The organism is Thomasclavelia spiroformis DSM 1552 (genome assembly GCF_025149465.1).
GTDB classification, from domain to species: domain Bacteria; phylum Bacillota_I; class Bacilli_A; order Erysipelotrichales; family Coprobacillaceae; genus Thomasclavelia; species Thomasclavelia spiroformis.
Window position 1 is genome coordinate 402,896 of the sequence record NZ_CP102275.1, and the last position, 26,514, is coordinate 429,409.

Here is a 26,514-nt window from a genome sequence, read left to right on the forward strand (position 1 = left end):
AAATATTGAAAGAAGGTGATAAAATGTTTAAATATGTAGTTTTGTGTTTTGTTTTAATTAATGTTTTGATTTTTATCACGGTATTTAAAAAAACTCAAAAGAGACAAAAACAAAGTAAATATGATTGTGCAATAGTCTGTGGTTTTCCTGCAAATAGTGATGGGAGTCCTTCATTAATTATGAAATCACGTGTTGAAAAAGCAATAGAATTGTATTGTCATAATAAAATCGATTATATTATTTTTTCTGGTGGCAAAGTTCATAATACTTATGAAGAAGCAGCGATTATGGAAAAATATGCAATATCATTAGGTTTAGATAAAAAAATAATTATCAAAGAAAACAAAGCAATAAGTACTTTTCATAATTTGTTGTATTGTACTGAAATAATGAATGAACATAATTTTAATAGTTGTTTGGTTGTTACAAATGGATGGCATTTACGTAAAGCTAATCATTATGCTAGAAAAAATAAATTAAATTATGCGATGGTAGTTGCTGATAATCCAAGTGAATTTAATAAGTTAAAGATATTATATTTATATCTTAAAACTAATTTAATAATGTATATTAATTTATTTAAGGGATATTATTGATTGTACAAATTTAAATAATGAAGTCTATTTTATTTTATGATAAAATAGGAAAAACGGAGATGATTGTAGTGTATATTGTACAAGTATTAGTTGAGCATCCAACTCATGCTTTAGATACAGCTTTTGATTATTTATCTAATGAAGAAGTTTTAAAAGGTGTAAGAGTTAAAATTGATTTTGGACATCAAAAAATCATAGGATATGTAATTAATTGTCAATATAGTAAGTTATCAAAAGATGAGTTAGAAAAAGAGGCAGGTTTTAAATATCGTTATATTAGTGAAATAATTGATGATAAACCGCTCTTAAATCATGAATTACAAGAATTATCGCTAACGCTGTCTAAATTAACATTATCGCCTCGAATTAGTTGTTTTCAAGCAATGTTGCCGCCACAATTAAAGCCTAGTAGTAATAAAAGTACAGGAATTAAATATCAAAAAGCAATTAAGTTTTTAAGTAATCAAGTAAAAACATCCAAACAAAAAGAAGCTCTTGAGTATTTAAAAAATCATGATGAGGCATTTTTAAAAGATTTTCCATATAGTCGGGGATTACTTAATAATTTAATTGAACAAAATGCAGTTAAAATCATTGAAAAAGAAATTTATCGTGATCCGTTTTTAGATAATTGTAAAGATGAAAAAGAATTTATTTTAACAGATGATCAACAACAAGTTGTTAATGGAATTAGAGCAAAGATTGATAAATTTCATACGGCTTTGATTCATGGAGTAACTGGCTCAGGTAAAACAGAGGTGTATTTGCATTTATCTAAACATGTGATCAACCAAGGAAAAACTGTCTTAATACTTGTTCCAGAGATTTCTTTGACCCCAATGATGGTTAATGTGTTTAAACATCGTTTTAAAAATCAAGTAGCAATTCTTCATTCTAAGCTTTCGCCTGGTGAAAGATATGATGAATATCGCCGGATTTTAAATAAAGATGTTAAGATTGTTGTTGGAGCGCGTAGTGCTGTTTTTGCACCATTAGAAAAAATAGGTTTGATTATTTTAGATGAAGAACATGATGCTAGTTATAAACAGGAAACTAAACCGCGTTATCAAACAATTCAAATTGCGCGAATACGTGGTCAATATCATAATTGTCCAGTTGTATTAGGAAGTGCGACTCCTTCATTAGAGTCGTATAGTCGAGCGTTAAAGGGGATATATGATTTATATGAACTAAATAACAGAATCAATAAATTTCCTTTACCTAAAATTGAATTAATAGATATGGCTGATGAAATTAGGCATAAAAATTATTCAATATTTTCTACAGCAATGAAAGCAAAGATACAAGATTGCATTGATAAAGATGAACAAATTATTTTGTTTTTAAATAAGCGTGGCTATGCTACATACGTTCGTTGTCTTGATTGTGGTGAGGTAATAAAGTGTCCTCATTGTGATGTTACTTTAACTTATCATAAACATGATAATAAATTACGCTGTCATTATTGTGAGTATCAAAGGGATATGTTTATAAGTTGTCCTAACTGTAATGGACATAATTTGAAATTTGTTGGTAGTGGTACCCAAAAGATAGAGGAACAAATTAATAGTATTTTTAATGGTGCTAAGGTAATTAGATATGATGTAGATACTACTAAACAAAAAGATGGTCATCAAAAGTTATTAGAAAAATTTGAAAGAAAAGAAGCTAATATTTTATTAGGTACACAAATGATAGCTAAAGGGTTAGATTTTGAAAATGTTACTTTTGTTGGTGTTTTAAATGCTGATATAAGTTTGAATATTCCTGATTTCAGAGCTAATGAAAGGACATTTCAATTATTAGAACAAGTTTCAGGAAGAAGTGGACGGGGTAAAAAAGAAGGAATGGTAATGATTCAAACTTATAATTCTAATCATTTTGTTTTGCAATGCGTAAAAAAACATGATTATCTGAAATTTTTTAATGAAGAAATGGAATTTAGGAAATTAGCAAAATATCCTCCTTATGTACATTTAGTAAGTGTTTTGATTCAAGGTAAAGATGAGGATGTAGTATCAAAATGTACGACACAAATTAAAACATATTTTCAAAAACAGTTAAAAGATGTATTAATATTAGGGCCAGCTAATAGTTTGATTTATCGCATGCATGATATTTATCGTAAACGAATTTTGATTAAATTTACTAATAGTAAAACATTGTATCCGGTATTATTTAAATTAAATGATTTTTATAATAGAACGGGACATAAAGTAAATGTAGTATGTGATTTTAATCCATATAATCAAATATAGAAAGACAACTATATTAAAGTCAAGTAGTAGATTATGAAATAGTATGAAAATAAATTACTTGAAAATATAGTATTTGATCTTTGAAATTGTGAATGAAAAAATGTTAAAAAGAACTATCGTAAAAATAGCTTATTTTAATAGAATTTAGTTCGATAAATATTTTGATTATTTAAGAGAATTTATATCAAAAGTAATATGATTTATTTCAAGATGATAAATGATTCTTAAAAGTTTTCTAACACAATGACCTAAAGCGCAAAGATGTCCTTTACCTTGACTTCGTTTTAAATGATAGTAGTTATTAAATGCAGGGTTGTGGCGTATTACAGGTATGATGACTCGATAAAGTGTTGCCCTTAGATATTTAGAACCTTTCTTGGTTATGGCTGTTTTATCAGCTGAAAATTCGCCAGATTCACTGATATATGGATTCACACCTGCAAATTTAATTAATTTTCCTGCATTTGAGTATTTACTTATATCACCAAGTTCAGCTAAAATAGAAGTACCAGTAATAATTGATATTCCTGGTATTGATGTGATAGAAGAATCTTGTGTGATGGCGAGTTCTTCTATTTTTTTATCTAATTCTTCAATTTGAGAGTTTATTAAATCAATACTGGAAATAACCGATTGAATGATAAAAGAAATAGAAACATCATGAATACCCACAGAATTAGAAGCTAATTCTTTTAAGTCTTCTGCTGAGAAGATATTACAGTATTTAAAACATTTTCTTAAAGAACGAATATCTGTATGTGCAATGGTATAGGCATCACCATATTTTCTTAAAATATTTAAATATGTAATGGTGTATTCATTATTAAATAATGTATTAAATTCAGGAAAAACAATATCAATATGTCTTTGAAGAATATTCTTCTTACGATTCATTTCAATTGTCAATTGTGTACGATAGCGCGTTAATTCTTTGGCCTCCTTTAATTTCTCATCTTGAATAGAGATGATGCGATAGTAATCTTTATCTAGGAGAGCTTTGGTAATTAAAATAGCATCTTCTTTATCGCTTTTAACAGTTTTTAAAGAAGCTTTTCTAAGGTTCTTAGTGGTAATAGGATTGATTAAAGCAACTTTATAACCTTTAGCCAATAAGCAGCTTTCAATGGCAAAGTTATAGTGTCCGGTATCTTCCATACCGATTAAAAGTTCATCTTGTGTGTATTTATTAAGTTCGTCATAAAATTTTTGAAATCCATCTTTATTGTTTTTGAATAAAAAAGGATCACATAAAGATTCGCCAGTAGAAGCATCCATGATAAAAGCGGCATGTTTATATTTGGCAATGTCAATTCCAACAAGTTTCATAATTATCAATTCCTTTCTTAAGATGATTTGTGATTGTGAAATCAGATCCACTTCAAAGGTATCAAAAACCTGGTGTGTTCAGAATTCAAAAGACTCATACAACTAATAATAAATGCGATACAAAGAAGTGGTAAGATCCTTTCTGAAAAGTCAAAGCAATAAGGAAAAAAATACAAATCCACATTCACAATTACACATTTTAACACAACCTGAAGTGATACCAAATAATTCAGGTAGAAAGGAGAATTGGTATATTAGATTTATTACTCTTTGTATGAGTAACTTCAATATACCAGGAAAAATTATGGCAAGAGAAGTTGCATTAGAAATATTATTGAAGTATCATAATGAACATAGTTATTTAAATATAACTTTAAATGAATATTTAAAAAATAGTACATTATCTAGGAATGATAAGGATTTAGTTACACGAATCGTATATGGTACAGTTCAAAATATGATATATCTTGAATATCAATTAGAACCGTATATAAAAAATAAGAAGGTAAAAAGTAGAGAGAAAATGATTTTATTGATGTCTTTGTATCAATTGATATTTTTAGATAAAGTACCTGAATATGCAATCATTGATGAGGCAGTGAAATTAGCTAAAAAGAAAAATTTTTATGCTGGAAAGTTTGTAAATGCAATTTTACGTAATTACCTTCGTAATGGAAAAAGAAAAATTGAAACTAAAGATGAGTTAGAAAAGTTATCTATTGAAACGAGTCATCCATTATGGTTAGTAAAAATGTTTACTAAACAATATGACTATGAAACAGCAAAAAAAATTTGTATTCATGATAATACACCGCCAGGTAGAACGGCACGTGTAAACACATTAAAGACAAATAAAAATACATTATTAAAAGAGGGATGTTTTGAAAATGGAAATTTAGCACCTGATGCCCTTTTATATAATGCTGGAAATATTGCTGAAAGTACGTATTTTAAAGAAGGTTTGGTTACGATTCAAGATGAGTCGAGTCAATTAGTAGCACCTTTATTATCGCCTAGTGAAGATGATTTGGTTTTAGATATGTGTTGTGCTCCAGGAAGTAAGACAACACATCTAGCGGCATTGATGAATAATAAAGGAAAGATCATTGCATGTGATTTGTTTGAACATAAAATTAAATTAGTTAAAGAAAATTTAAAGCGTTTGAATATTAGCAATGTTGAATTACATGCAATAGATGCAACTACTTTAAAAGAAAAATATCTAGAAGGAACGTTTGATAAAATTTTATTAGATGCTCCTTGTAGTGGCTTAGGAGTAATGAAAAGGAAACCAGAAATTAAATATCATGATTCTAGTGTAATGGATACAATTATTCCATTACAAGCAAAATTATTAGACAATGCCTACTATTTATTGAAAAATAATGGTAAAATGGTATATAGTACTTGTACTATAAATAAAAAAGAAAATGAACAGATGATAAAAAAATTTCTTGATAAATATCCTGATATGAAGATAGTTGAGGAAAGAAAAATTTTACCATTTGTTTATGATAGCGATGGTTTTTATATGTGTAAATTAGAAAAAGGAAAATAAGATGAAAAATATATATGATTATTCTTTAGAACAATTAACTGAATACTTTCAATCAATCAAGCAAAAGCCATTTAGAGCCAAACAAGTTTTTAGTTGGCTTTATCAAAAAGATGCGCGTTCATTTGATGATATGTCAGATTTATCAAAAGAGCTTAGAAACAGTTTAAAAGATGAATTCAATTTTGATATATTAAAAATCAAAGAAAAACAGGTATCTAGAGATGGGACGATTAAGTATTTATTTGAATTATTAGATGGAAGCTTGATTGAATCGGTATTAATGATTCATGATTATGGTAAATCATTGTGTGTTACAAGCCAAGTTGGATGTAATATGAAATGTAAATTTTGCGCAAGTGGATTGCTTAATAAACAACGAGATCTATCACCAGGCGAAATTGTTAGTCAAATTATTAAAATACAACAGGATACCAATCAACGGATTAGTCATGTTGTTGTTATGGGAACTGGTGAGCCATTTGATAATTATGATAATGTAATGGATTTTGTAAGAATTATTAATCATCCAAATGGATTAGCAATAGGGGCAAGACATATTACAATATCAACATGTGGTTTAATAAAAGGAATTGAAAGATATAGTGATGAAGGAATTCAGACTAATTTAGCTATTTCTTTACATGCACCAAATGACGAAATTCGAAATGAATTAATGCCAATTAATAAGATTTATCCAATGGATAAATTAAGACAGGTAGTTAGTGATTATATAGATAAAACTAATCGACGAGTTACATTTGAATATATATTATTAAAAGATATTAATGATGATATAATTTATGCAAGACAGTTGGCTCATTATTTAAGAGGATTAAATGCATATGTAAATTTAATTCCATATAACAGTGTTGATGAACATGGTTATCAGCCAAGTAAAAAAGAACAAGCAGAATTATTTAAAAGTGAATTGCTTAGATTGCATATAAATGTAACAATGAGAAAAGAGCATGGTCGTGATATAGATGGCGCTTGTGGGCAACTACGGGCTAAAAGAAGTGGGGTGAAATAATGAACTATTATGCAAATACTGACATTGGAAGAGTAAGAAGTAAAAATCAAGATCAAGCAATGGTGATTGTTAATATAAAAGATCAAATTGTTGCTGTAGTATGTGATGGTATGGGTGGCCATCGCTCTGGAGAAATTGCTTCAAGGGTAGTGATAGAACATGTGATGAGCTGTTTTAATTGTATACCGCCTTTTGATAATGATATAGAAGTTAAAAAATGGTTACAAGATACAATTGAAGAAGCTAATATTATTGTAAAAAAGATGGCAATGCAAAATGAAGAACATCGTGGTATGGGAACAACGATTGTAATTGCAGTTTTTATGAATGGAATGTTGTATATATCACATGTTGGTGATAGTCGTGCCTATGTTTTTAAAAATGATGAATTGATTCAAGTAACTATGGATCATACGTTGGTTAATGAATTGATTGAACGTGGAGTAATTAGTGAAGAAGAAGGTAAGAATCATAGTCAAAAACATGTTTTGACACAAGCGATAGGCGCAGATACTAAATTGACCCCTTCTTTAATTGAGTTAGAGTTTGCGGATAGTTTATTATTACTTTGTAGTGATGGGTTGTATAATACCCTTGATAATGAAAAGATAATTAGTGTTTTGAAAAAAGATGTAAAAGTTACTGATATGGTAAATGGATTAATTGATTTAGCCAATGAAAATGGTGGATATGACAATATTGCTGTAGCTATTATTGATAATAGGGGAGGTAAATAGAATGTCAAAAATTATTGCAGAACGTTATGAGTTATTGGAATTAATTGGACAAGGTGGAATGGCTGATGTTTATTTAGCTAAAGATATTATATTAAATCGAACAATTGCAATTAAAATATTACGTACTAGTTTAGCTAAAGATCCAATTTATGTAACTAGATTTCAGCGTGAAGCTAGTGCGGCTGCAGCACTTTCACATAAGAATATTGTTGAAATATATGACGTAGGTGAAGATGAAGATAAATATTATATTGTAATGGAATATGTTCCTGGAACAACATTAAAAGAACTGATTTTAAAGCGTGGAGCTCTTCATTATGTAGAGGCCATTGATATTATGAAACAGGTAGTTGGCGGGATTGCTAAAGCTCATCAACTTGGTATTATTCATCGAGATTTAAAACCACAAAATATTTTAGTTACTGATAGTGGTGTTGCAAAGATTGCTGATTTTGGAATTGCATCGATGCAATCACTAGAACAAGTTACTCAAACTGATGTAATAATGGGGTCATTACATTATTTAGCCCCAGAAATAGCACGTGGTGAAAAAGCCACAGTGCAAAGTGATATTTATGCTTTAGGGATTGCTTTTTATGAGTTATTAAGAGGTGAAGTTCCATTTAATGGGGAGTCTCCTGTTAATATTGCATTAAAACATATGCAAGATGATTTACCATCTTTATTGGAATTTAATCCATCTATTCCTCAATCAGTTGAAAATATTATTATAAAAGCGACAGCTAAGAATTTAAATGACCGATATCATAATGCAACTGAGATGTTGGATGACTTAAATACTTGTTTAGATCGTTTAAATGAAGAAAAATTAGTTTTTTCTTATGATAATGAACCTGAACCAACAATTGTACTTGATTCACGTGAAGTATTTAGTGGTGAAAATACAGGAAATATTGCATCAAAGGAAGCAATTAAAGATGACGATGCTAAGGAAGATAAAGGTATTAAAAAGTTAATTAATAAATTTAAGAGTTTAAGTACCAAAGCAAAAGTGGGAATTATTGCAGCAATAGTTCTTGTTGTTGCAGTAATTGCATTCTTTCTTTATGCAAATATTCGCCCAGATACAAATTTAATGCCAGATTTAGAGGGTAAAACTAGAAAACAGGCAATTGCTTTGTTGAAAGATTACAACGTTACTATTAGTGATGATGTTACTGAGAAATTATCAGATGAATATGATAAAGGTAAAATTCTTGAAACTGATCCTAAAAAGGGTACTACTATTAAAGAGGGTGATGTTGTTAAGTTAACAATTTCTAAAGGAAAGTATATTGTTATCGATGATTATATTGGTATGGATGAAGAAAAAGCAACAAAGGCTTTAGAAAAACTTGGTCTTGAAGTAGAAATAGAAGAAGAGGTTTCTTCAAAATCGAGAGGAACAGTTATTGATCAAAGTATTGATGAGGGAGAAAAATTAGATCCAACTAAGAAAAAAGAATTAAAGATAACATTAACAGTATCTAAAGGTAACTATACTATTATTGGTGATTATTTAGGTATGGATGTAGAAAAAGCTAAAGAAGCTTTAGCAAAATTAGGCTTTGAGGTAGTTGTTAAAGAAGAAGAATCAGAAAAGCCTGTTGGAACAGTTATTGATCAGAGTTTACAAAGTGGTCACAAAGTTGATCCTGATGAAACTAATCGAACAATTACTTTAACAGTTTCATCTGGGATTAAAATTGAAGTACCTAATGTTGTAGGAATGGATATAAATGCAGCTAAAAGTCGTTTGGAAAGTAAAGGATTTGTAGTAGTTCTTAATAAGTTGTCTACTGATTCTTTAACTGAAGAAGAGATAAATCAAATTGTTGTTAATAGAGTTGTAAGACAAAGTCCAGATGCCTTTAGTACCGTTACTAAAAATGGAGAAACTGTTACTTTGGATTATTATGATAAAAAACCGGAAATACCTGAAGATGAATAGGAGGTAATTGATGTTTCAAGGTAGAATAGTTAAAGCTTTATCGGGATTTTATTATGTCGAAGATAATGATAATATTATTGAATGTCGTGCAAGAGGTAAATTTCGTAAAGATGAAATAAAACCTCTTGTAGGAGATTTTGTTGAATATCAAGATGGTTATATTATGAAATTACTTCCTAGAAATAATTTCTTGGTTCGTCCCCCAATATGTAATATTGATCAGGCATTGATAGTAAGTGCATGTAAAGAACCTGATTTTTCATCAACATTATTGGATAAATTTTTATTGGTAGTGGAACATTTAAATATTGAACCAATAATTGTTTTATCTAAAATGGATTTAGATGATGGCAGTATCGAAAGTTATGTTAATGATTATCGAAAAGCTGGATATAAAGTTTATGAAATTAGTTCTAAAGATAATTATGGAATTGATGAAATAAAATCTATTTTTGAAGATAAAGTAACTGTAATTACTGGACAAAGTGGAGTGGGTAAAAGCAGTTTATTAAATGCTTTAGATATTAATTTGAATTTAGAAACAAATAATATTTCAAAAGCATTAGGACGAGGTAAGCATACTACTAGACATGTTGAATTGATCAAGATGTATGGTGGGTATATTGGTGATACACCAGGTTTTTCTTCATTAGAATTAGATATGACACCAGAGCAATTAGCAGTTGCATATCATGATTTTGAAGAATATAGTCAAAATTGTAAATTTAGAGGTTGTCTTCATGATAGTGAACCTAGATGTGCAATAAAAAAGGCAGTTGAAGATGGGATGATTTCTAAAGAGAGATATGAGCATTATTTATTAAGTTTACAAGAAGTTAAAAAGAAAGAGGAACGTAAATATGGTTAAAATTGCGCCTTCGTTGTTATCAGCGGATTTTGCATGTTTAAAAAAAGAAATTGATAAAATTAAAGTAGCTGAATGGATTCATTATGATGTAATGGATGGTCATTTTGTACCAAATATTTCATTTGGTTATAGTATTTTAAAAGATGTTAGTAAGGTTACTGATAAATATTTAGATGTTCATTTAATGATTAGTGATCCATTTAAATATGTTGATAATTTTATTGCAAGTAATGCTTCGTTAATTGTTTTTCATTATGAAGCTGTTGAAGAAAATGAGATAAATAAATTAATTAAACATATTAAAAATAATAATATTGATGTTGGAATCGCAATTAAACCGGATACTTGCCAGGATGTACTAAAACCATTTTTATCTCAGTTAGATTTAGTTTTAGTAATGTCAGTTGAACCAGGTTTTGGTGGACAAACATTTAATCACAGTGCAATAGAAAAAATTTCAAAACTTGCAAAGCTTAGAGAAGAAAATAATTATCATTATTTAATTGAAGTAGATGGCGGAATAAATGAATCCACTGCTAAGTTATGTAGACAAGCAGGTGTTGATGTACTTGTTGCTGGAAGCTATGTTTTTAATAGTGATGATTATACTAAAGCAATTGAATCGTTGAAATGAAAATAGGAATATGTAGTGCCATGGCTAAAGAAATTGATATTTCTTTAGATTATATTGGAGTTGATCGTGGTATTGAAGTTTTAATTGATCAAGGAATAAAACCAATTTATGCAATTGGTGATTTTGATTCAATTAGAGATGAAAATTTATTATCGAATTTAAAAATAGAGCGTTTGCCAACAAGAAAAGATGTTACAGATACACATGCAGCACTTGAGTATGTAATTGATAAAGGTTATGATGAAGTTGATATTTATGGTGTTACTGGAGGACGATTAGATCATTTTTTTGGAGCTATGTGTTTACTTGAAAAATATTCAGATATAAAAATTAGAATAATTGATAATCAAAATATTATTGAACTTTTAAAGCCGGGAAGACATAAAGTTTATGGAGATGAATATAAATATTTTTCTTTATTTGCATGTAATGGTAGTTATATTGATATTAAGCATGCTCAATACCAATTAGATAATTATTATTTAAAGCATGATGATCCATTATGTGTTTCTAATCAAGTGATTGATGGTTTTGCATATATAAAAAATAGTGAAAATGTTATTTTAATTAGAACTAAAGATACATACAAATAACTGTTGATTTTCAACAGTTATTTGTATGTATAGATGATTTTGCCACTCTTAATTGATGAGGCAGTGGTCATTGTTTTAATGGGGTGATTGTGATAATTACAAATAACAACAGGAGTTATTATTTTGTAATTATATTTTTTTAATAATTTATCACTCAATTTTACAATTGGTGTACCAATATTTACTTCATCCCCGACTTTTATGTGATATATATAATTTGAAGGATCTGGTTTTAAAGCTTGTATACCGATATGTACTAGAATCTCAACACCATCTGCAGTAATGATACCAAATGCATGTTTAGTCGGGGCAATTATGTTTATTTTTCCTTTACATGGAGAATAAATACAGTTTGAATTTATTTCGATAGCTAGACCATCACCGATCAATTTATTAGAAAAAGCTTTATCATTTAAGAATTGTAAATGGACTATTTTACCGGTTGCTGGAGCACATATATATTTAGTTTTATTATGAGAAATAAATTTTGATAATATATCCATGATAACCACCTCTTTTAGAATAAAAGGCATTAGCTGTTATGAGTAATAACTGCTAATGCCTAATTTAATAGTAACATTATATTTAAATTTTATCTTTTAATTTTGTTGCTGTCAACTATCTATTTGATATTATTGTTTTTGTTGACATATTTTGATATTAAAGGGTATAATTTTCAAAGATAAGAGTAGATGATAAGTTGGAAAGGTAGGGAGACTATGAGCTATGTTCAACGATTAGGAAAATCTTTAATGTTGCCGGTTTCTGTAATGCCTATAGCAGCTTTATTAAAAGGAATTGGTTATTGGATTGATCCTGTTGGTTGGGGTAGCAATAATTTAATTTCTGCTTTTTTGATTGAGTCGGGTTCAGCAATAATAGATAATTTACCACTTTTTTTTGCGATTGGTGTAGCTGTAGGGATGGTAAAAGAAAAAGATACGATTCTAAGTTTATGTGCAGTTGTTTCGTATTTAGTAGTAGCTAGATTATTATCTGTTGAAACAGTTTCTTTAATTAGAGATATTCCTATTGAAGAAGTTCCGATAGCCTTTGAGAATTCTGCAAATAGTTTGGTTGGTATATTAGTGGGATTGGTTGTAGCATTTAATTATACACATTTTTCAAAAATTCAATTACCAATGGCTTTATCATTTTTTGGAGGGAAGCGTTTTGTTCCAATTATTTCAACAGTAATGATGCTTTTGATATCAGGAATATTGATGGTTGTATGGCCAGCTTTATATAGTATGTCGATTAGTTTTGGCGAAGCAATATCTGGTTTAGGACCGATTGGTGCGGGATTATATGGATTTTTTAATCGATTATTAGTTCCAACAGGTTTACATCATGCATTGAATTCTGTATTTTGGTTTGACAGTGCAGGAATTAATGATATAGGAAAATTTTGGGGAACAATACCTGGAAGTGTAGTAGGAGAAACAGGCATGTATCAAGCAGGATTTTTTCCTGTGATGATGTTTGGATTACCGGCTGCAGCAATTGCAATTTATAACTGTGCAAGACCAGAAAAGAAAAAACAGGTAGTAGCTGTTTTATTATCAGCAGGATTTGCATCTTTTTTGACAGGAGTAACCGAACCATTAGAGTTTTCATTTATGTTTGTCGCGCCAATTTTATATGTTATACATGCTCTAATGACAGGAATAATGATGTTTATTGCTGCATTATTTCAATGGATAGCGGGATTTGGTTTTTCAGCAGGGTTAATCGATTATATTTTAAGCATTCGCTCACCTTATGCACATAATATTTTTATGTTAATACCTTTAGGAGTTATATGTGGGATTATTTATTATTGTATTTTTAGATTTATGATTATTCGCTATAATCTTATGACACCAGGAAGAGAAATTGATGACTCTGTAGAAGAAATTAATAAAAATGAATCTAATGTTATTTTAGTTAGTGATGATTATGATGAACTGGCAATTATTTTATTGGAAGCATTGGGAGGGCGTAGTAATGTTATGTATGTTGATAGCTGTATTACACGGTTAAGGGTAGAATTAAAAAATCTTGATTTGGTAAATGAACAACAAATTTTATCAACTGGAGCAACTGGAATAGTAAAGGTTGGAAAAAATAGTATTCAGATTATTATTGGAACTAAAGTTGGTTTTATTGTTGATTCAATAAATGATATTTTAATGTAGTAAGAGGTGATTGAGTTGAAAATATTAAAAGTTTTTAACAATAACAGTGTAGCAGCGATTTCTGATGACTTGGGAGATATTATATTAACAGGTTCAGGAATAGGCTTTCAAAAAAAAGCGGGTGATTTAGTTGATCAAACTAAAATAGAAAAAACATATTTATTTAAAGATGACCAAAAAAAGCGTTTTGAACAGTCTATTGCAGAAGTACCTGCTGTTTATTATGAAATAGCACATAAAATTGTTTCTAAAGCAGTGAAAGATTTAAAAGTTGATTTTAGTGGTGAGATTTTTATTGCTATAAGTGATCATCTTTCTTTTGCAGTTAAAAGAAAAAAAGAAAATATTTATTTACCAAACATTATTTTAAATGAAACAAAAATAATATATAAAGAAGAATATAAAGTAGGATTATGGGCATTGAATTATATAGAAAATAAAATAGGCATTCGCTTAGATGAAGATGAAGCAGGGTATTTAGCATTACATTTAGTTAATTTTTCACTTAGTAATAATGCAAATAATGCTATGAAAATTGTTACTCTTACAAAAGAAGTTTTGAATTTGATAAAAAAGACAATGAAAGTGGAGTTAGAAGAGGATTCAATTGGCTATACTCGTATTTCCACGCATCTTAAATTTTTAGCAGAAAGAATTTTTCGGGATGATGCTAGTAGTGTCGTAGATACTACTTCTGATATTCGTGAAATGCTTAAGGAAGATGCTAGGTTAGCTTTGTGCATTAATAGAATTGTTAAATTGATTAAAGAAAGATATAATTATGACTTATCACCTGATGAACAGACATATCTTTGTATTCATATAAAAAAGAATACCAATACTAATAATTAGTAATTTTATAAAATATTTAAACGGTAAAGAACCGTTTTTTTATTTTGTGCTTATTTGACATGACTATGTATGATGATATAATAAATATGGTAGGATTGTTTTTAATTTACAAATATCTAAAAATATAAAATTTGTAGTTAATTTTATGATAATCCTATATAATACGTGGGTTTTGATGATTAGTAAACGTGGACTAATTTTATCTAAAATTTACGGGAAAGGGGAAAAGAATGAAAAGAACGTTTAAAAAAGTATTGGCTGCTGTTTTAACTTTAACAATGACATTTAGTTCATTGGTAATTTTACAACCAGTAAATGCTGAAAATGAAGTGTCTGAATACACAATTTATCCAACACCTCATGAAGTTGTATATGATGATAGTGAGTTTGCAATTTCTGATGATGTTAATGTTGTGTATGGTGATGCTATTGATAGTTTTACTAAAGATCATGCTGTAGATGTTTTAAATATTTTAGAAAAAACAAATACAGTAAGTGATGCAATTGATGAAAGTAAAACAAACTTGATTGTTGGGACTTATAATTCAGATGATTATGCTGATAAATATTTTAAAGACAATGCTTTAATTGATAGTGAAGATTTATTCACTCATAGCGATTCTTATATTCTAAATGTTGATAACAATGTTATTGCAGTATTAGGTAGAGATACTGATGCAGCTTTCCACGGAATAACATCTCTAAAACATATCTTTAATCAAATTAAAGATAATAACATTTTAGAATTAAAAATCAATGATTATGCCGATGTAAAAGGACGTGGATTTATTGAAGGATATTATGGTAATCCATGGTCTAATGAAGATCGTGCAGATTTAATGACTTTTGGAGGAGATTATAAATTAAATCAATATATTTATGCTCCAAAAGATGATCCAAAACATAATTCAAATTGGAGAGGTTTATATACTGAAGATGAACTAGTTGAAGTTCGTAAGTTAGCTGAAGCTGGTAATAAAAGTAAATGTTACTATGTTTATGCATTACATACATTTATGTATAATCCAATCAGATTTGATACTGAAGAAAACTATCAAAATGATTTAAATGTTATCAAAACAAAATTTGAACAATTGATGGGTGCAGGAGTTAAACAATTTGCAATTTTAGCAGATGATGCAGCTGTTCCTGCTCAAGGTGCTCAATGCTATGTGCGTTTGATGACAGATTTAACAAACTGGTTAATTGAAAAACAAGCAACTGTATCAGGGTTAAAATCAGATATGATTTTCTGTCCAAATGATTACACAGGATTTGGTACTAGTGCACAAATGCAAACATTAAAACAATTACCAGATTCTGTAAGTATTATCCAAACAGGTGGTAGAGTTTGGGGAGAAGTTGGTCCAAACTTCAACGAACAGTTTTATAGTAATATGGGACGCCCAGCTTATATGTGGATTAATTGGCCATGTAGTGATAATACTAAAGATGGATTAATTATGGGTGGAGCTGAAGCTGTTTTAAAACCAAATGTTCGCCCAGAAACTGTAGAAGGTATTGTTTTAAATCCAATGCAACAATCTGAACCAAGTAAAGAAGCATTATTTACTAATGCAGATTATGCATGGAATATTTGGGAAGAGGCAAGTCATTACGAAAAAGTTTGGCATGATTCATTTAATTATATGGATCATGGAACTATCGAAGATACACCTGCTTCTATCGCATTACGTGAATTAAGTAAACACATGATGAATTCTCAACAAATTGGTAATGAAGAATCAATTGAATTAAAAGATAGATTATCAAGTTTCATCAATGCTTTGAATTCAGGTAGTGATATTACTGCTAGCGCAGATGATTTAATTGGTGAATTTAAACTATTACAAGATAGCGCTAACACATATCGTGAAAATCCAGGTAATGAAAGAACAAGAGATCAAATTATCTATTGGTTAGATTGCTGGCAAGATACAACAGAAGCAATTATCAATTATTTAGAAGCAGCAAAAGGATTACAAAATGGTGCTGATAATGATGAAATATGGGATAAATTCTCAACAGGTCAAGCAGAATTTGATAAATCTAGAACACATGGATTTAATTACGTTGATCATATTGAATATGCAAAAGTAGGTAGAAAATATATCTATCCATTTATGCAAAACTTAGATACAATTTTATCTGTTAAAGTAGGTACTATTGTAAATCCAGATCAACAAATTGTTACATTTATTACAAATCGTACTGATACACCAACTGGTTCTACTAAAAGTGCATTAGATAATAATGCATCTACTGAATTAACATATAAGAGTCCAAATACTATTTCTACTGGAACATATGTAGGTATTAGTTATAGTAAGGCAATTGATGTTAACAGTGTTACTTTTAGATTAGGACAAAGTGGTAACTTAAGAGATACATTTGCTAAAGCGAAGGTTGAATATACAACTGATGGAAAAACTTGGCAAGATGTTAATGGTGAAGAATATGAATTACCACAAGAAGTTACTATAAGTGATCTTGATTTAAAAGATGTAAAAGGAATTAGAATGATTGCTACTGCTGATAAAGCTAATACTTGGTTAGGTATTCGTGATATTGTTGTAAATGGAAAAGGTGTTGATGAAAGTACTGGCGAAAAATATTCAGGTACTGTAATTAAATCACCAAATTATGGTATTTATGGATCATATGGTGAAGCAAATATGCTTGATGATGATGATAATACATTTACATGGTATAACCAAAATACTAAAGTTGGAGATTATGTAGGGCTTGACTTAGGAGAAGTTGTACCTCTAGGAGTTGTAAGATTTATCATGGGTAATAGTGGAAACGATTACTGGAATGCTTATGACTTAGAATATTCAACAGACGGGCAAAGTTATACTGTATTTGAAAGCTATACACAAAATCTTGAAAAGAAAACAGTGACTGCTGATTTAACAGGTATTAAAGCTCGTTATGTAAGAGTTAGAAATACCCAACCTAAGAATGTATGGTTAAAGATGTCTGATTTTAGAGTCAATCGACCAAATGATACTTTTGTTGATACAAACAACGATAGTTTAAAAGAAATTGCAACTAAGATTGATACAAGTGTTGCTTCAGTTGCAACAGTTGAATCAGCAACTTTAAATCAAAATGAATATTTAGGAATTATTTTACCAAGAATTAGAGATTTATCTAATATTAATTTACAATTAGTAGGTGGAGATGCATTAACATTACAAGTATCAAAAAATTATGTTGATTGGGTAGATGTTGATGCAAGTAGTACTGATTTACCAGATGCTAGATATGTAAGATTAATAAATAAAACAGCAGATTCAATTACATTTGGAATTGAAAAATTTGAAGTATATTCAAATGAAATCTCTGCACCATTATTATTAGATTCTGATATTGGTGTTGATCCAAGCTGGGGGGTGGCTGAAGATAGTCGTGAAAATGGAGCTGCATTTGATGGTGATATGGACACTTCTACTGAGTTTGGTTCTACTGTTGAAAAAGGACAATATATTATTTATGATTTAGGTCAAGAAAGAACTATTAATAAATTAGCAATGTATTGTCAAGATAGTGCAGTTAATTATATTCGTGATGCTGAAATTTTTGTTTCTGATAATTTAGACGAATGGACAAAAGTTATTACAATTGGTGATGGTATAGAAAATGTTGATGAAGCGAATGTTACTTGTATAAATTCTGATGCAGGTTATAAAGCTTCTACAACTTATCCAAATAAAGTTTATGTTGAAGGTAGTGCTGATAGTGTTAAGGCACGTTATATTAAAATTGTTATGACTGCTCCTAATACAGAACGTGCAGTATTATTTAATGAAATCGTTATTAATGATGGTGAATATGTACCTGTAATTAACGATCCAACATTTAGTTCAAGTGCTATTGAAAAACAAGGATTTGAACCCCAAGATATGTTTGATGGTAATTTATCAACATCTTATCGTCCTGATACTATTAAAGCAGGATATATTAGTTATACACTTTCTGAAAAACTTGATGTAACTAAGATAAATATTATTCAAACAGGTACTGTTAGCAATGCTAAGTTATTAGCTTTAGTTGATGGTGAAAGTGCTAGAGAATGGGTACAAATAGGTACTTTAAATAAATCATTAAATGAAATTTATTTACCATTCTGGGAAAATATTTATGAATTAAAAATTGAATGGGATGCAAATAGTGTTCCGGCAATTTCTGAAATTGTCCTTATGAATGATGATGCATTACTACCAAATCGTAGTGTATTACAAGAATATATTAATGGTTTAAATATTGATGAAGATGAATATACACCAGAATCTTATCAAGTATTTGCTGAAAAATTAGCTGCTGCTAATGAAGTATTAGCTAATAATAACAGTAATCAAAAAGCTATTGATAATGCACTAGCTGATTTACAAACAGCTGTAGAAAACTTAGTTCCTAGTGTTGAAGCTGATAAAACAGCATTAAAAATTGCAATTGATCTAGCAAATGCAATCACTGATGAAGATTTAACTAATGTTGTACCAGCAGTAGCTGATGAATTCAAAGCAGCAAGAGATGAAGCTAATGCTATTTATGGTGATAGAGGCGCAACTCAAGAAGAAGTAAATAATGCATTTGATCGACTTGCAAATGCAATGCATATGTTAGACTTTGTAAAAGGAGATAAAACAGCATTAAAAGCATTCATCGATAAAGTAAGCGGATTAGAAGCTGCTAAATATACAGAAACTACATGGACAGCATTTGAAACAGAATTAAATGAAGCAATTGCTGTATATAACGATGAAAATGCAATGCAAGAAGAAGTAAACAGTGCATACAGTGAATTAGTAACAGCATTCTTGAACTTAAGATTAATTCCAGATAAGAGCTTATTAGAAGACTTAATCAATCAAGCAAATGGATTAAATAGTGCAAATTATACAAAAGCAACATTTGATGGATTAACAAAAGCATTAAATGAAGCAAAAGCAGTATATGAAAATCCAAATGCAACACAAGAAGAAGTAGACAATGCAAAAGATGTTCTAGCCAAAGCAATTGCCGGATTACAAACAGTAACAACTGATAACACAGTAAGTACACCAGTAAATAATGGTGATACAACTACAAGTGTAAAAACTGGAGATGAAAGCTTAGCGGGAATGTTTGCAACAATCGCATTATTAAGTGTAGCTGGATATACAGTACTTAGAAAAAAAGAAGATTAATACGCTATACGGTTATGAATTTTCATAACCGTTTTTTGATTCTTTAATGGACATAAAATTTAGAGAGAGTATAATTATAAATATGGTATATTTTGTCGAAATGAAGATTATTTTTGACATAAAAAATGATATTTTAATTATTTATTTGTATTGACTTTTATAAAAAAAATAGTATACTAATATTAGTAATCGTTATCGATAACGATAAAAATATAAAATGGAGGAAATTATAATGGCAAAATTTGTATGTTCTGTATGTGGATATGTTTATGAAGGAGATAAAGCACCTGAACAATGTCCAGTATGTAAAGTAGGTGCTGATAAGTTTGTAGAACAAACTGGAGAAATGACTTGGGCTTCTGAACATGTTGTTGGTGTAGCTAAAGATGTAGATGAAGAAATTAAAAAAGAATTAAGAGCTAATTTTGAAGGTGAATGCTCTGAAGTTGGTATGTATTTAGCTATGGCACGTGTTGCACATCGTGAAGGATATCCTGAAATTGGATTATATTGGGAAAAAGCAGCTTATGAAGAAGCTGAACATGCTGCAAAATTTGCAGAATTATTAGGAGAAGTAGTAACTGATTCTACTAAGAAAAATCTTGAAATGCGTGTTGAAGCTGAAAATGGAGCTACTATGGGTAAAACTGAATTAGCTAAAAAAGCTAAAGCTGCTAACTTAGATGCTATTCATGATACTGTACATGAAATGGCACGTGATGAAGCAAGACATGGTAAAGCTTTCCAAGGTTTACTTGAAAGATATTTTGGAAAATAATAATTGTTTAATAAATAAAAAGAAATACTATTTACATTTATAGTAGATAGTATTTCTTATTTTTTATTTATCAAAAATGAAAAAGTGATTTAATGGACCTGATCCTTTTCCTAAATTAAGTTGACTTAAAAGAGCATCTGAGATATATTTTTTAGCATTTTCAACAGCTAATTTAAGTTCCATACCACTAGCAAGATTAGATGCAATAGCTGAAGATAGTGTACAACCTGTACCATGTGTGTTAGGATTATCTATTTTATTACCATAGAACCAATATCCTTTTCCGTTTTTAAAAAGGAAATCATTTGCATCATTGATATTATGCCCTCCTTTAATTAAAACGGAGCAATTATAATTATTGGCAATTTTTTTTGCAGCGTTTTCCATATCAAGGTTAGTATCTATTTTAATATCTGAAAGAATTTCTGCTTCTAAGACATTAGGTGTAATGACTGTAGCAATAGGAAATAGTTTTTCCTTTAGAACATCTAAGGCATCATCTTGAATTAACTTTGAACCAGATGTTGAAACCATTACAGGATCAACTACAATATTTTGTGCTTTATAGCAGCATAATCTTTCTGCAATAACTTCAATTAGTTTAGCTGAAGAAACCATACCAATTTTAACTGCATCAGGAAAGATGTCTGTAAATATCGCATCAAGTTGTGCTAAAAGAAATGATGGAGAAACTTCTAGGATATCAGTTACTCCTAATGTATTTTGAGCAGTTAATGCCGTAATTGCACTCATTGCATAAATATAATGAGCTGACATTGTTTTAATATCCGCTTGGATTCCTGCACCGCCGGAACAATCGCTTCCAGCAATTGTTAATGCTGTTTTCATATTCTTACTCCTCTCGTATATTATTTTTAAAATATTTTGTAAAAATTTCATTATTACTAAAGTCATCTAAATAATAATCTACAGATGCTTGAAAAATTTCTTTATTATAAATATTAAATGTATCTTCTATTGCGATAGTGATAAATCCATTTTCTTTTGCGGTATTTATCGCATCTAAATTATCCTCAAAAACTAATGTATGTTGAGGTTTACTATTTATATAATGAGCAGCTTTATCGAAAATATAAGGCTCTTTTTTTGTTGTTTGCATTTCATCACATGTAAAAATGGCTTTAAAATATTTTAAAAGATTTAACCTTTTTAAAGCTACTATAGCTAAATCTTTGTTGCCTGAAGTGGTTAAAACCATGGGTATATTTAATTTTTTTAGTGTTGCTAAAAAATTATTAACTCCTTTTTTTGAGGGAACCTCAAAATAATAAAAGTCATTTAAGATTTTTAAAAGATCTTGTTCTATTTTATCTGTTGAATAAGTTAAAGAGTAATGATTTTTTAAATAAAGACAACTTTCATTTAAAGTCATTGGATATAATACTTTTGAAAGATTATTTTCAGGTTGAATACCAAGTTTTAGTAAGTACCTTTCACCTAAATTATCCCAAATTTTCATGGAATCAATAAGTGTACCATCAATATCAAAAATTGCACCAGTAATTATCATTTTACTATCTCTTCAATAAGTTCTTTAAGTTTCATTGCTGCATTTTTTATATTTTTGTTTGCATATATGGCACTAATAACAGCAATACCGCTAATTCCAGTTTTAGAGAGTTGTTTAGCATTATTTTCATCAATTCCACCGATTGCAACTACAGGAATATTAACAACATTACAAATTTCTTTTAATGTATTAATACTTACGCTTTTTGCATCATCTTTTGAAGTTGTTGTAAAGATTGATCCAACTCCTAAATAATTAGCACCTTGGCTTTGTGCAAGAAGTGCTTGTTCTACAGTTTGAACAGAAACACCGAGAATTTTTTCTTTTCCAATTAGTTTTCGTACTTCTTCTACACCCATATCATCTTGCCCAACATGAATACCATCAGCATTAGATTTTAAAGCTATTTCAACATTATCATTAATAATAAATGGTACGTTATATTTTTTACAAAGCTCTTTTATTTTAATAGCTTCTTTAAAAAAAGAATCTATGTCTAAATTTTTTTCACGAAGTTGAAGAAAAGTTACTCCACCTTCAAGAGATTCTTCGATGTGTTTGTAAAAAGTATCGTTGTAACTCCATCTTCGATCAGTAACAGCATATAGTAAAAGAGATTTATTATTTAATTTCATATTGAGCTTCCTTTTCTAAAATATCACTAGTTAAATTAAAAATTTCATCGAAAATTTTATTTTTATAAGTAAGATTTCCTTCATTTTTTTGTAATTTATCAAAAGCTCTTTGACCACAAATTCCCATAGCACAAATTGCAGATAGACATCCTCCAATCATATCGTCTTGATTAGCAGCAATATAAGCACTAGTCATTGCACTAAGCATACAGCCCGTACCGGAAATTTTACTCATCATAGGATGACCATTCGATACAACATAAGCAATCTCATTATTTGCAATGATATCTTTAGCCCCAGTAATAATTATTATGGAATTAGTTTTTTTAGCGAATTCTTTAGCAAAAGATACAATTTGATCAATATTATCAAGAGTTATTGCATCATCTTCATTAGCATCAACGCCTTTAGTTGCAGAATTATTTCCTGCCAATGCTTTGATTTCTGAAATGTTTCCACGAATAACAGAAAATTTAATTTCTTCAATTAATTTTTTGGCAGTATTGGTACGATATGTAGATGCACCTGCTCCAACGGGATCTAATAAAATAGGATGATTTAATTTATTAGAAATTTTTCCAGCTTCAAGCATTGAAGGGATAGTAAGGTGATTAAGTGTTCCAATATTAATATTTAGTGCTGAGCAAATTGATGTAATTTCTTTAACATCTTCAATTTCATCTGACATAATTGGTGCTCCACCACAGGCAATTAAAATATTTGCACAGTCATTAACAGTTACATAATTAGTAATATTATGTACTAACGGATTTAGTTTTCTTACATTTTCTAGTTTTTCCCCAAGCATATTTTACCTCCATATAATCTATTTTTGACAAAATTATATAAGGGTTAGCAATAAAATAAAAATGAGCATACCAAACAGATATACTCACTAAAATTATAGTGTATTTTATCCCTACGTTGGCATTATCCAAATCAGGTTATGGGTCGAAGGTAATACCTTCCTCTCAGCCTGTACAACAAGCTCCCCTTAATAATGTTGTCATATTAATTTTACTTTGAATGTAAAAAAATATCAAGTAAACAAAATATTAGTAGATAGATAAAAATAAAATATTTTTAGCACTCAGGTGTTGACAGTGCTAGAATTTTGTGTATAATATAATTAGCACTTGGATAGATAGAGTGCTAAAGGAGTGATGACAATGAACATTGAAAAGTGGACAACTAAGATGCAAGAGGCGATTCAAAAAGCTATTAAAATGGCTAGTGAAATGAATCATCAAGTAGTAGATGTAGAACATTTTTTATTAGCATTACTAGAAGATAATGCGGGTATTATGTATCGTGTGTTAGTAAAATGTAATGTTGATATTGCTAGATTACAAAATAGCTTAACTGCAAGATTGCAAAATAAGCCGATTGTAAATAATGTGGATATAAATAGCATACGTCTTTCTTATGATTTAAATCAGTTATTTGGTTTGGCTGATAAGCAAATGTCTAAGTTTAAAGATGAGTATTTAAGTGTAGAACATTTGATCATGGCTTTATTTGATTTGAATAGTTCATGGGTCAAAGATTTATTAAATGAATTTCATTTAAATCGAAAAGATGTAAAGAAAGTTATTGATGAAATGCGGGGTGGAAATATGGTAAATAATCAAAATCCTGAAAATCAATATGAAGTATTAGAAAAATATGGACGTGATTTAACTAAAGATGTAGCTGATGGTAAACTTGATCCAGTCATTGGGCGTGATGAAGAAATTCGTCGTGTGATTCAGATTTTATCACGTAAAACTAAGAATAATCCGATTTTAATTGGAGAACCAGGTGTTGGTAAAACTGCGATTGTAGAAGGATTAGCATGGCGTATTTTTAAAAACGATGTACCAGTTTCTTTGCAAAATAAAACTTTATATGAATTGGATTTAGGTGCATTAGTTGCAGGGGCTAAATATCGTGGAGAATTTGAAGAACGTCTAAAAGCTGTTTTAAATGAAATAAAAAAAGCAGAAGGAAATATTATCTTATTTATCGATGAAATTCATCAATTAGTTGGTGCTGGTAAAACTGATGGGGCAATGGATGCTGCAAACTTATTGAAACCGATGTTAGCACGTGGTGAACTTCACTGTATTGGTGCAACAACTTTAGATGAATATCGTATGTATATTGAAAAAGATGTAGCGTTAGAAAGAAGATTTCAAAAAGTTCAAGTTGATGAACCTGATCAAGATGATACAATTGCAATCTTACGTGGTTTAAAAGATTCATTTGAATCACATCATGGAGTTCAAATAACTGATAGTGCGATCATTGGTGCTGTAAATATGTCACAAAGATATATTACTGATCGTTTTTTACCCGATAAAGCAATTGATTTAATTGATGAAGCATGTGCTTCAATTCGTATGGAAATTGATTCTTTGCCAGAGGAACTTGATACGATTACACGTGAGAAAAATCGTTTGGAAATGGAACGTATTTCAATTGAAAAAGAGGATAAAAGTGAAGATAATGAAAAGCGTTTAAATGAAATAAAAAGTCGTATTGCTTCATTAGATGAACAAGTAAAAGGTTTAAGTGATAAATGGCAAGAAGAAAAGAAATCTTTGGATCATATTAAAGAATTAAAAGATCAAAAAGTTCGTTTAGAAGCGTTAAAAGAAAAATATCAAACAGAAGGTAATTTAGAAGAAGCATCTAAGATCAAATATCAAACATTACCTCAAATTGAAAAAGAAATAAGTCAATTTGAAGCATCTAAAAAAGAAGATGATTTATTACAGGAAAAAGTAACTGTAGAAACAGTTAGCGAAGTAATTGCTCGTTGGACTGGTATACCTGTAAATAAACTTATGGAATCTGAACGTGAAAAATTATTACACCTAGATGAAGCTTTGAAAGTTAGAGTTATTGGACAAGATGATGCAATTGAAAAAGTTACTGATGCAATTTTAAGATCACGTGCAGGTATTAATGATGAAAACCGTCCAATTGGAAGTTTCTTATTCTTAGGACCTACGGGAGTAGGTAAAACAGAAGTAGCAAAATCACTTGCTGAACAATTGTTTGATACTGAAAAAAATATTGTTCGAATTGATATGTCAGAATATATGGAAAAATTTAGTGTATCTCGTTTAGTAGGAGCTCCACCAGGATATGTAGGCTACGAAGAAGGCGGGCAATTGACTGAAGCGGTACGTCGTCATCCGTATAGTATTGTTTTATTAGATGAAATTGAAAAAGCACATCCAGAAGTGTTTAATATCTTATTACAAGTTTTAGATGATGGACGTATTACTGATTCTAAAGGTAATTTGGTAAGTTTTAAAAATACTATCATTATTATGACATCAAATATTGGTTCCAACTATTTATTAGAAGGAAATAATGAAGAAACTAGAGCAGCAATCGATAATGAATTAAAAAATCATTTTAAACCAGAATTTTTAAATCGTATTGATGAAATTGTTTACTTCAATTCTCTTGATCAAAGTGTTGTTAACAAAATCATTAATAAATTCATTAATCAATTATCACATCGTTTAGAGGATAAAAAGATAACTATTAATGTAACTGATCGTGCTAAGGCAATTATTAGTGAATATGGTTATGACGTGACATTTGGAGCTCGTCCATTAAAGAGATTTATTCAATCTAATATTGAAACTTTAATTGCTCGTGAAATGATTAAAGGAACAATAAAAAATGGAAGTACCGTAACTGTTGATTATGATGATGGATTTAAATTAATTAGTTAAAATATGGCTAGAAAGTAACTTTCTAGCCTTTGTTTATTTTTTTATAAGCTGGTTAAAATAT

At 29.4% G+C, this 26,514-nt stretch carries 20 protein-coding genes and 1 riboswitch; of the genes, 14 read left to right on the top strand and 6 right to left on the bottom strand.

Annotated features, from left to right (window positions below; genetic code table 11):
* Positions 1–23: 23 nt before the first annotated feature.
* Complete coding sequence (locus NQ543_RS01705; protein ID WP_039903700.1) at positions 24–596, top strand: YdcF family protein; 573 nt, start codon at positions 24–26, stop codon at positions 594–596.
* Between the two features lie 59 nt (positions 597–655).
* The gene (gene priA, locus NQ543_RS01710) at positions 656–2,854 is read left to right on the top strand and encodes a replication restart helicase PriA (protein ID WP_039903602.1); all 2,199 of its coding nucleotides are present in this window, start codon (positions 656–658) and stop codon (positions 2,852–2,854) included.
* A 165-nt stretch (positions 2,855–3,019) separates the two neighbouring features.
* Here the strand turns inward: priA and NQ543_RS01715 are convergent, their stop codons facing one another.
* Positions 3,020–4,180: an IS110 family RNA-guided transposase gene (locus tag NQ543_RS01715; protein WP_004609000.1), complete on the bottom strand. Its 1,161-nt coding sequence runs from the start codon at positions 4,178–4,180 to the stop codon at positions 3,020–3,022.
* 304 nt (positions 4,181–4,484) lie between these two features.
* Here NQ543_RS01715 and rsmB point away from each other — a divergent pair, with 304 nt between their 5' ends.
* From rsmB to NQ543_RS01750, 7 genes are read left to right on the top strand one after another with little or no spacing between them, the layout of a single operon-like run.
* Positions 4,485–5,738, top strand: a complete 1,254-nt coding sequence (rsmB, locus tag NQ543_RS01720) for a 16S rRNA (cytosine(967)-C(5))-methyltransferase RsmB (RefSeq protein WP_039903703.1) — start codon at positions 4,485–4,487, stop codon at positions 5,736–5,738.
* A 1-nt stretch (position 5,739) separates the two neighbouring features.
* The gene (gene rlmN, locus NQ543_RS01725; RefSeq protein ID WP_004609002.1) at positions 5,740–6,768 is read left to right on the top strand and encodes a dual-specificity RNA methyltransferase RlmN; all 1,029 of its coding nucleotides are present in this window, start codon (positions 5,740–5,742) and stop codon (positions 6,766–6,768) included.
* Complete coding sequence (locus NQ543_RS01730) at positions 6,768–7,505, top strand: Stp1/IreP family PP2C-type Ser/Thr phosphatase (RefSeq protein WP_004609003.1); 738 nt, start codon at positions 6,768–6,770, stop codon at positions 7,503–7,505. The genes rlmN and NQ543_RS01730 overlap by 1 nt, the downstream gene beginning before the upstream one ends.
* Position 7,506: 1 nt before the next feature.
* Positions 7,507–9,456: a Stk1 family PASTA domain-containing Ser/Thr kinase gene (pknB, locus tag NQ543_RS01735; RefSeq protein WP_004609004.1), complete on the top strand. Its 1,950-nt coding sequence runs from the start codon at positions 7,507–7,509 to the stop codon at positions 9,454–9,456.
* Between the two features lie 10 nt (positions 9,457–9,466).
* Complete coding sequence (gene rsgA, locus NQ543_RS01740; RefSeq protein ID WP_004609005.1) at positions 9,467–10,324, top strand: ribosome small subunit-dependent GTPase A; 858 nt, start codon at positions 9,467–9,469, stop codon at positions 10,322–10,324.
* Complete coding sequence (rpe, locus tag NQ543_RS01745) at positions 10,317–10,958, top strand: ribulose-phosphate 3-epimerase (protein WP_004609006.1); 642 nt, start codon at positions 10,317–10,319, stop codon at positions 10,956–10,958. The genes rsgA and rpe overlap by 8 nt, the downstream gene beginning before the upstream one ends.
* Positions 10,955–11,551: a thiamine diphosphokinase gene (locus tag NQ543_RS01750; RefSeq protein ID WP_004609007.1), complete on the top strand. Its 597-nt coding sequence runs from the start codon at positions 10,955–10,957 to the stop codon at positions 11,549–11,551. The genes rpe and NQ543_RS01750 overlap by 4 nt, the downstream gene beginning before the upstream one ends.
* Positions 11,552–11,568: 17 nt before the next feature.
* Here the strand turns inward: NQ543_RS01750 and NQ543_RS01755 are convergent, their stop codons facing one another.
* Positions 11,569–12,054 carry a PTS sugar transporter subunit IIA gene (locus tag NQ543_RS01755; protein WP_039903607.1) on the bottom strand — a complete coding sequence of 162 codons (486 nt, stop codon included), beginning with the start codon at positions 12,052–12,054 and terminating at the stop codon, positions 11,569–11,571.
* A gap of 216 nt (positions 12,055–12,270) precedes the next feature.
* On the opposite strand from NQ543_RS01755, the gene nagE reads away from it, so the two are divergent.
* The 4 genes from nagE (at position 12,271) to NQ543_RS01775 (ending at position 20,553) form a co-directional block, all read left to right on the top strand.
* The gene (gene nagE / locus NQ543_RS01760) at positions 12,271–13,728 is read left to right on the top strand and encodes an N-acetylglucosamine-specific PTS transporter subunit IIBC (RefSeq protein ID WP_039903609.1); all 1,458 of its coding nucleotides are present in this window, start codon (positions 12,271–12,273) and stop codon (positions 13,726–13,728) included.
* Positions 13,729–13,734: 6 nt separating this feature from the next.
* The gene (locus NQ543_RS01765; RefSeq protein ID WP_004609010.1) at positions 13,735–14,580 is read left to right on the top strand and encodes a PRD domain-containing protein; all 846 of its coding nucleotides are present in this window, start codon (positions 13,735–13,737) and stop codon (positions 14,578–14,580) included.
* Between the two features lie 230 nt (positions 14,581–14,810).
* A complete protein-coding gene (locus NQ543_RS01770; RefSeq protein ID WP_004609011.1) occupies positions 14,811–19,775 on the top strand; it encodes a beta-N-acetylglucosaminidase domain-containing protein in 4,965 nt (1,654 codons plus the stop codon).
* Between the two features lie 232 nt (positions 19,776–20,007).
* The gene (locus tag NQ543_RS01775) at positions 20,008–20,553 is read left to right on the top strand and encodes a rubredoxin-like domain-containing protein (protein ID WP_039903613.1); all 546 of its coding nucleotides are present in this window, start codon (positions 20,008–20,010) and stop codon (positions 20,551–20,553) included.
* A gap of 63 nt (positions 20,554–20,616) precedes the next feature.
* Here the strand turns inward: NQ543_RS01775 and thiD are convergent, their stop codons facing one another.
* Genes thiD through thiM form a run of 4 tightly spaced genes read right to left on the bottom strand, consistent with a single transcriptional unit; the run spans position 20,617 to position 23,527 of the window.
* The gene (gene thiD / locus NQ543_RS01780) at positions 20,617–21,402 is read right to left on the bottom strand and encodes a bifunctional hydroxymethylpyrimidine kinase/phosphomethylpyrimidine kinase (RefSeq protein ID WP_039903614.1); all 786 of its coding nucleotides are present in this window, start codon (positions 21,400–21,402) and stop codon (positions 20,617–20,619) included.
* Positions 21,403–21,406: 4 nt separating this feature from the next.
* Positions 21,407–22,084, bottom strand: coding sequence for an HAD family hydrolase (locus NQ543_RS01785; RefSeq protein ID WP_004609014.1), 678 nt, complete (start codon positions 22,082–22,084; stop codon positions 21,407–21,409).
* Positions 22,081–22,719, bottom strand: coding sequence for a thiamine phosphate synthase (gene thiE / locus NQ543_RS01790; protein WP_004609015.1), 639 nt, complete (start codon positions 22,717–22,719; stop codon positions 22,081–22,083). Before thiE ends, NQ543_RS01785 begins: the two co-directional genes overlap by 4 nt.
* Positions 22,706–23,527, bottom strand: a complete 822-nt coding sequence (gene thiM / locus NQ543_RS01795) for a hydroxyethylthiazole kinase (RefSeq protein WP_004609016.1) — start codon at positions 23,525–23,527, stop codon at positions 22,706–22,708. The genes thiE and thiM overlap by 14 nt, the downstream gene beginning before the upstream one ends.
* 91 nt (positions 23,528–23,618) lie before the next feature.
* Positions 23,619–23,724, bottom strand: a riboswitch (TPP riboswitch).
* 164 nt (positions 23,725–23,888) lie between these two features.
* On the opposite strand from thiM, the gene clpB reads away from it, so the two are divergent.
* The gene (gene clpB / locus NQ543_RS01800) at positions 23,889–26,453 is read left to right on the top strand and encodes an ATP-dependent chaperone ClpB (RefSeq protein ID WP_004609017.1); all 2,565 of its coding nucleotides are present in this window, start codon (positions 23,889–23,891) and stop codon (positions 26,451–26,453) included.
* The last annotated feature ends 61 nt before the right edge of the window (positions 26,454–26,514 follow it).

Excerpts from the sequence above, each read along its gene's own strand:
- NQ543_RS01705 (WP_039903700.1), top strand. The coding sequence starts at position 24 with ATGTTTAAATATGTAGTTTTGTGTTTTGTTTTAATTAATGTTTTGATT.
- priA (WP_039903602.1), top strand. The coding sequence starts at position 656 with ATGATTGTAGTGTATATTGTACAAGTATTAGTTGAGCATCCAACTCAT.
- NQ543_RS01715 (WP_004609000.1), bottom strand. The coding sequence starts at position 4,180 with ATGAAACTTGTTGGAATTGACATTGCCAAATATAAACATGCCGCTTTT.
- rsmB (WP_039903703.1), top strand. The coding sequence starts at position 4,485 with ATGGCAAGAGAAGTTGCATTAGAAATATTATTGAAGTATCATAATGAA.
- rlmN (WP_004609002.1), top strand. The coding sequence starts at position 5,740 with ATGAAAAATATATATGATTATTCTTTAGAACAATTAACTGAATACTTT.
- NQ543_RS01730 (WP_004609003.1), top strand. The coding sequence starts at position 6,768 with ATGAACTATTATGCAAATACTGACATTGGAAGAGTAAGAAGTAAAAAT.
- pknB (WP_004609004.1), top strand. The coding sequence starts at position 7,507 with ATGTCAAAAATTATTGCAGAACGTTATGAGTTATTGGAATTAATTGGA.
- rsgA (WP_004609005.1), top strand. The coding sequence starts at position 9,467 with ATGTTTCAAGGTAGAATAGTTAAAGCTTTATCGGGATTTTATTATGTC.
- rpe (WP_004609006.1), top strand. The coding sequence starts at position 10,317 with ATGGTTAAAATTGCGCCTTCGTTGTTATCAGCGGATTTTGCATGTTTA.
- NQ543_RS01750 (WP_004609007.1), top strand. The coding sequence starts at position 10,955 with ATGAAAATAGGAATATGTAGTGCCATGGCTAAAGAAATTGATATTTCT.
- NQ543_RS01755 (WP_039903607.1), bottom strand. The coding sequence starts at position 12,054 with ATGGATATATTATCAAAATTTATTTCTCATAATAAAACTAAATATATA.
- nagE (WP_039903609.1), top strand. The coding sequence starts at position 12,271 with ATGAGCTATGTTCAACGATTAGGAAAATCTTTAATGTTGCCGGTTTCT.
- NQ543_RS01770 (WP_004609011.1), top strand. The coding sequence starts at position 14,811 with ATGAAAAGAACGTTTAAAAAAGTATTGGCTGCTGTTTTAACTTTAACA.
- NQ543_RS01775 (WP_039903613.1), top strand. The coding sequence starts at position 20,008 with ATGGCAAAATTTGTATGTTCTGTATGTGGATATGTTTATGAAGGAGAT.
- thiD (WP_039903614.1), bottom strand. The coding sequence starts at position 21,402 with ATGAAAACAGCATTAACAATTGCTGGAAGCGATTGTTCCGGCGGTGCA.
- NQ543_RS01785 (WP_004609014.1), bottom strand. The coding sequence starts at position 22,084 with ATGATAATTACTGGTGCAATTTTTGATATTGATGGTACACTTATTGAT.
- thiE (WP_004609015.1), bottom strand. The coding sequence starts at position 22,719 with ATGAAATTAAATAATAAATCTCTTTTACTATATGCTGTTACTGATCGA.
- thiM (WP_004609016.1), bottom strand. The coding sequence starts at position 23,527 with ATGCTTGGGGAAAAACTAGAAAATGTAAGAAAACTAAATCCGTTAGTA.
- clpB (WP_004609017.1), top strand. The coding sequence starts at position 23,889 with ATGAACATTGAAAAGTGGACAACTAAGATGCAAGAGGCGATTCAAAAA.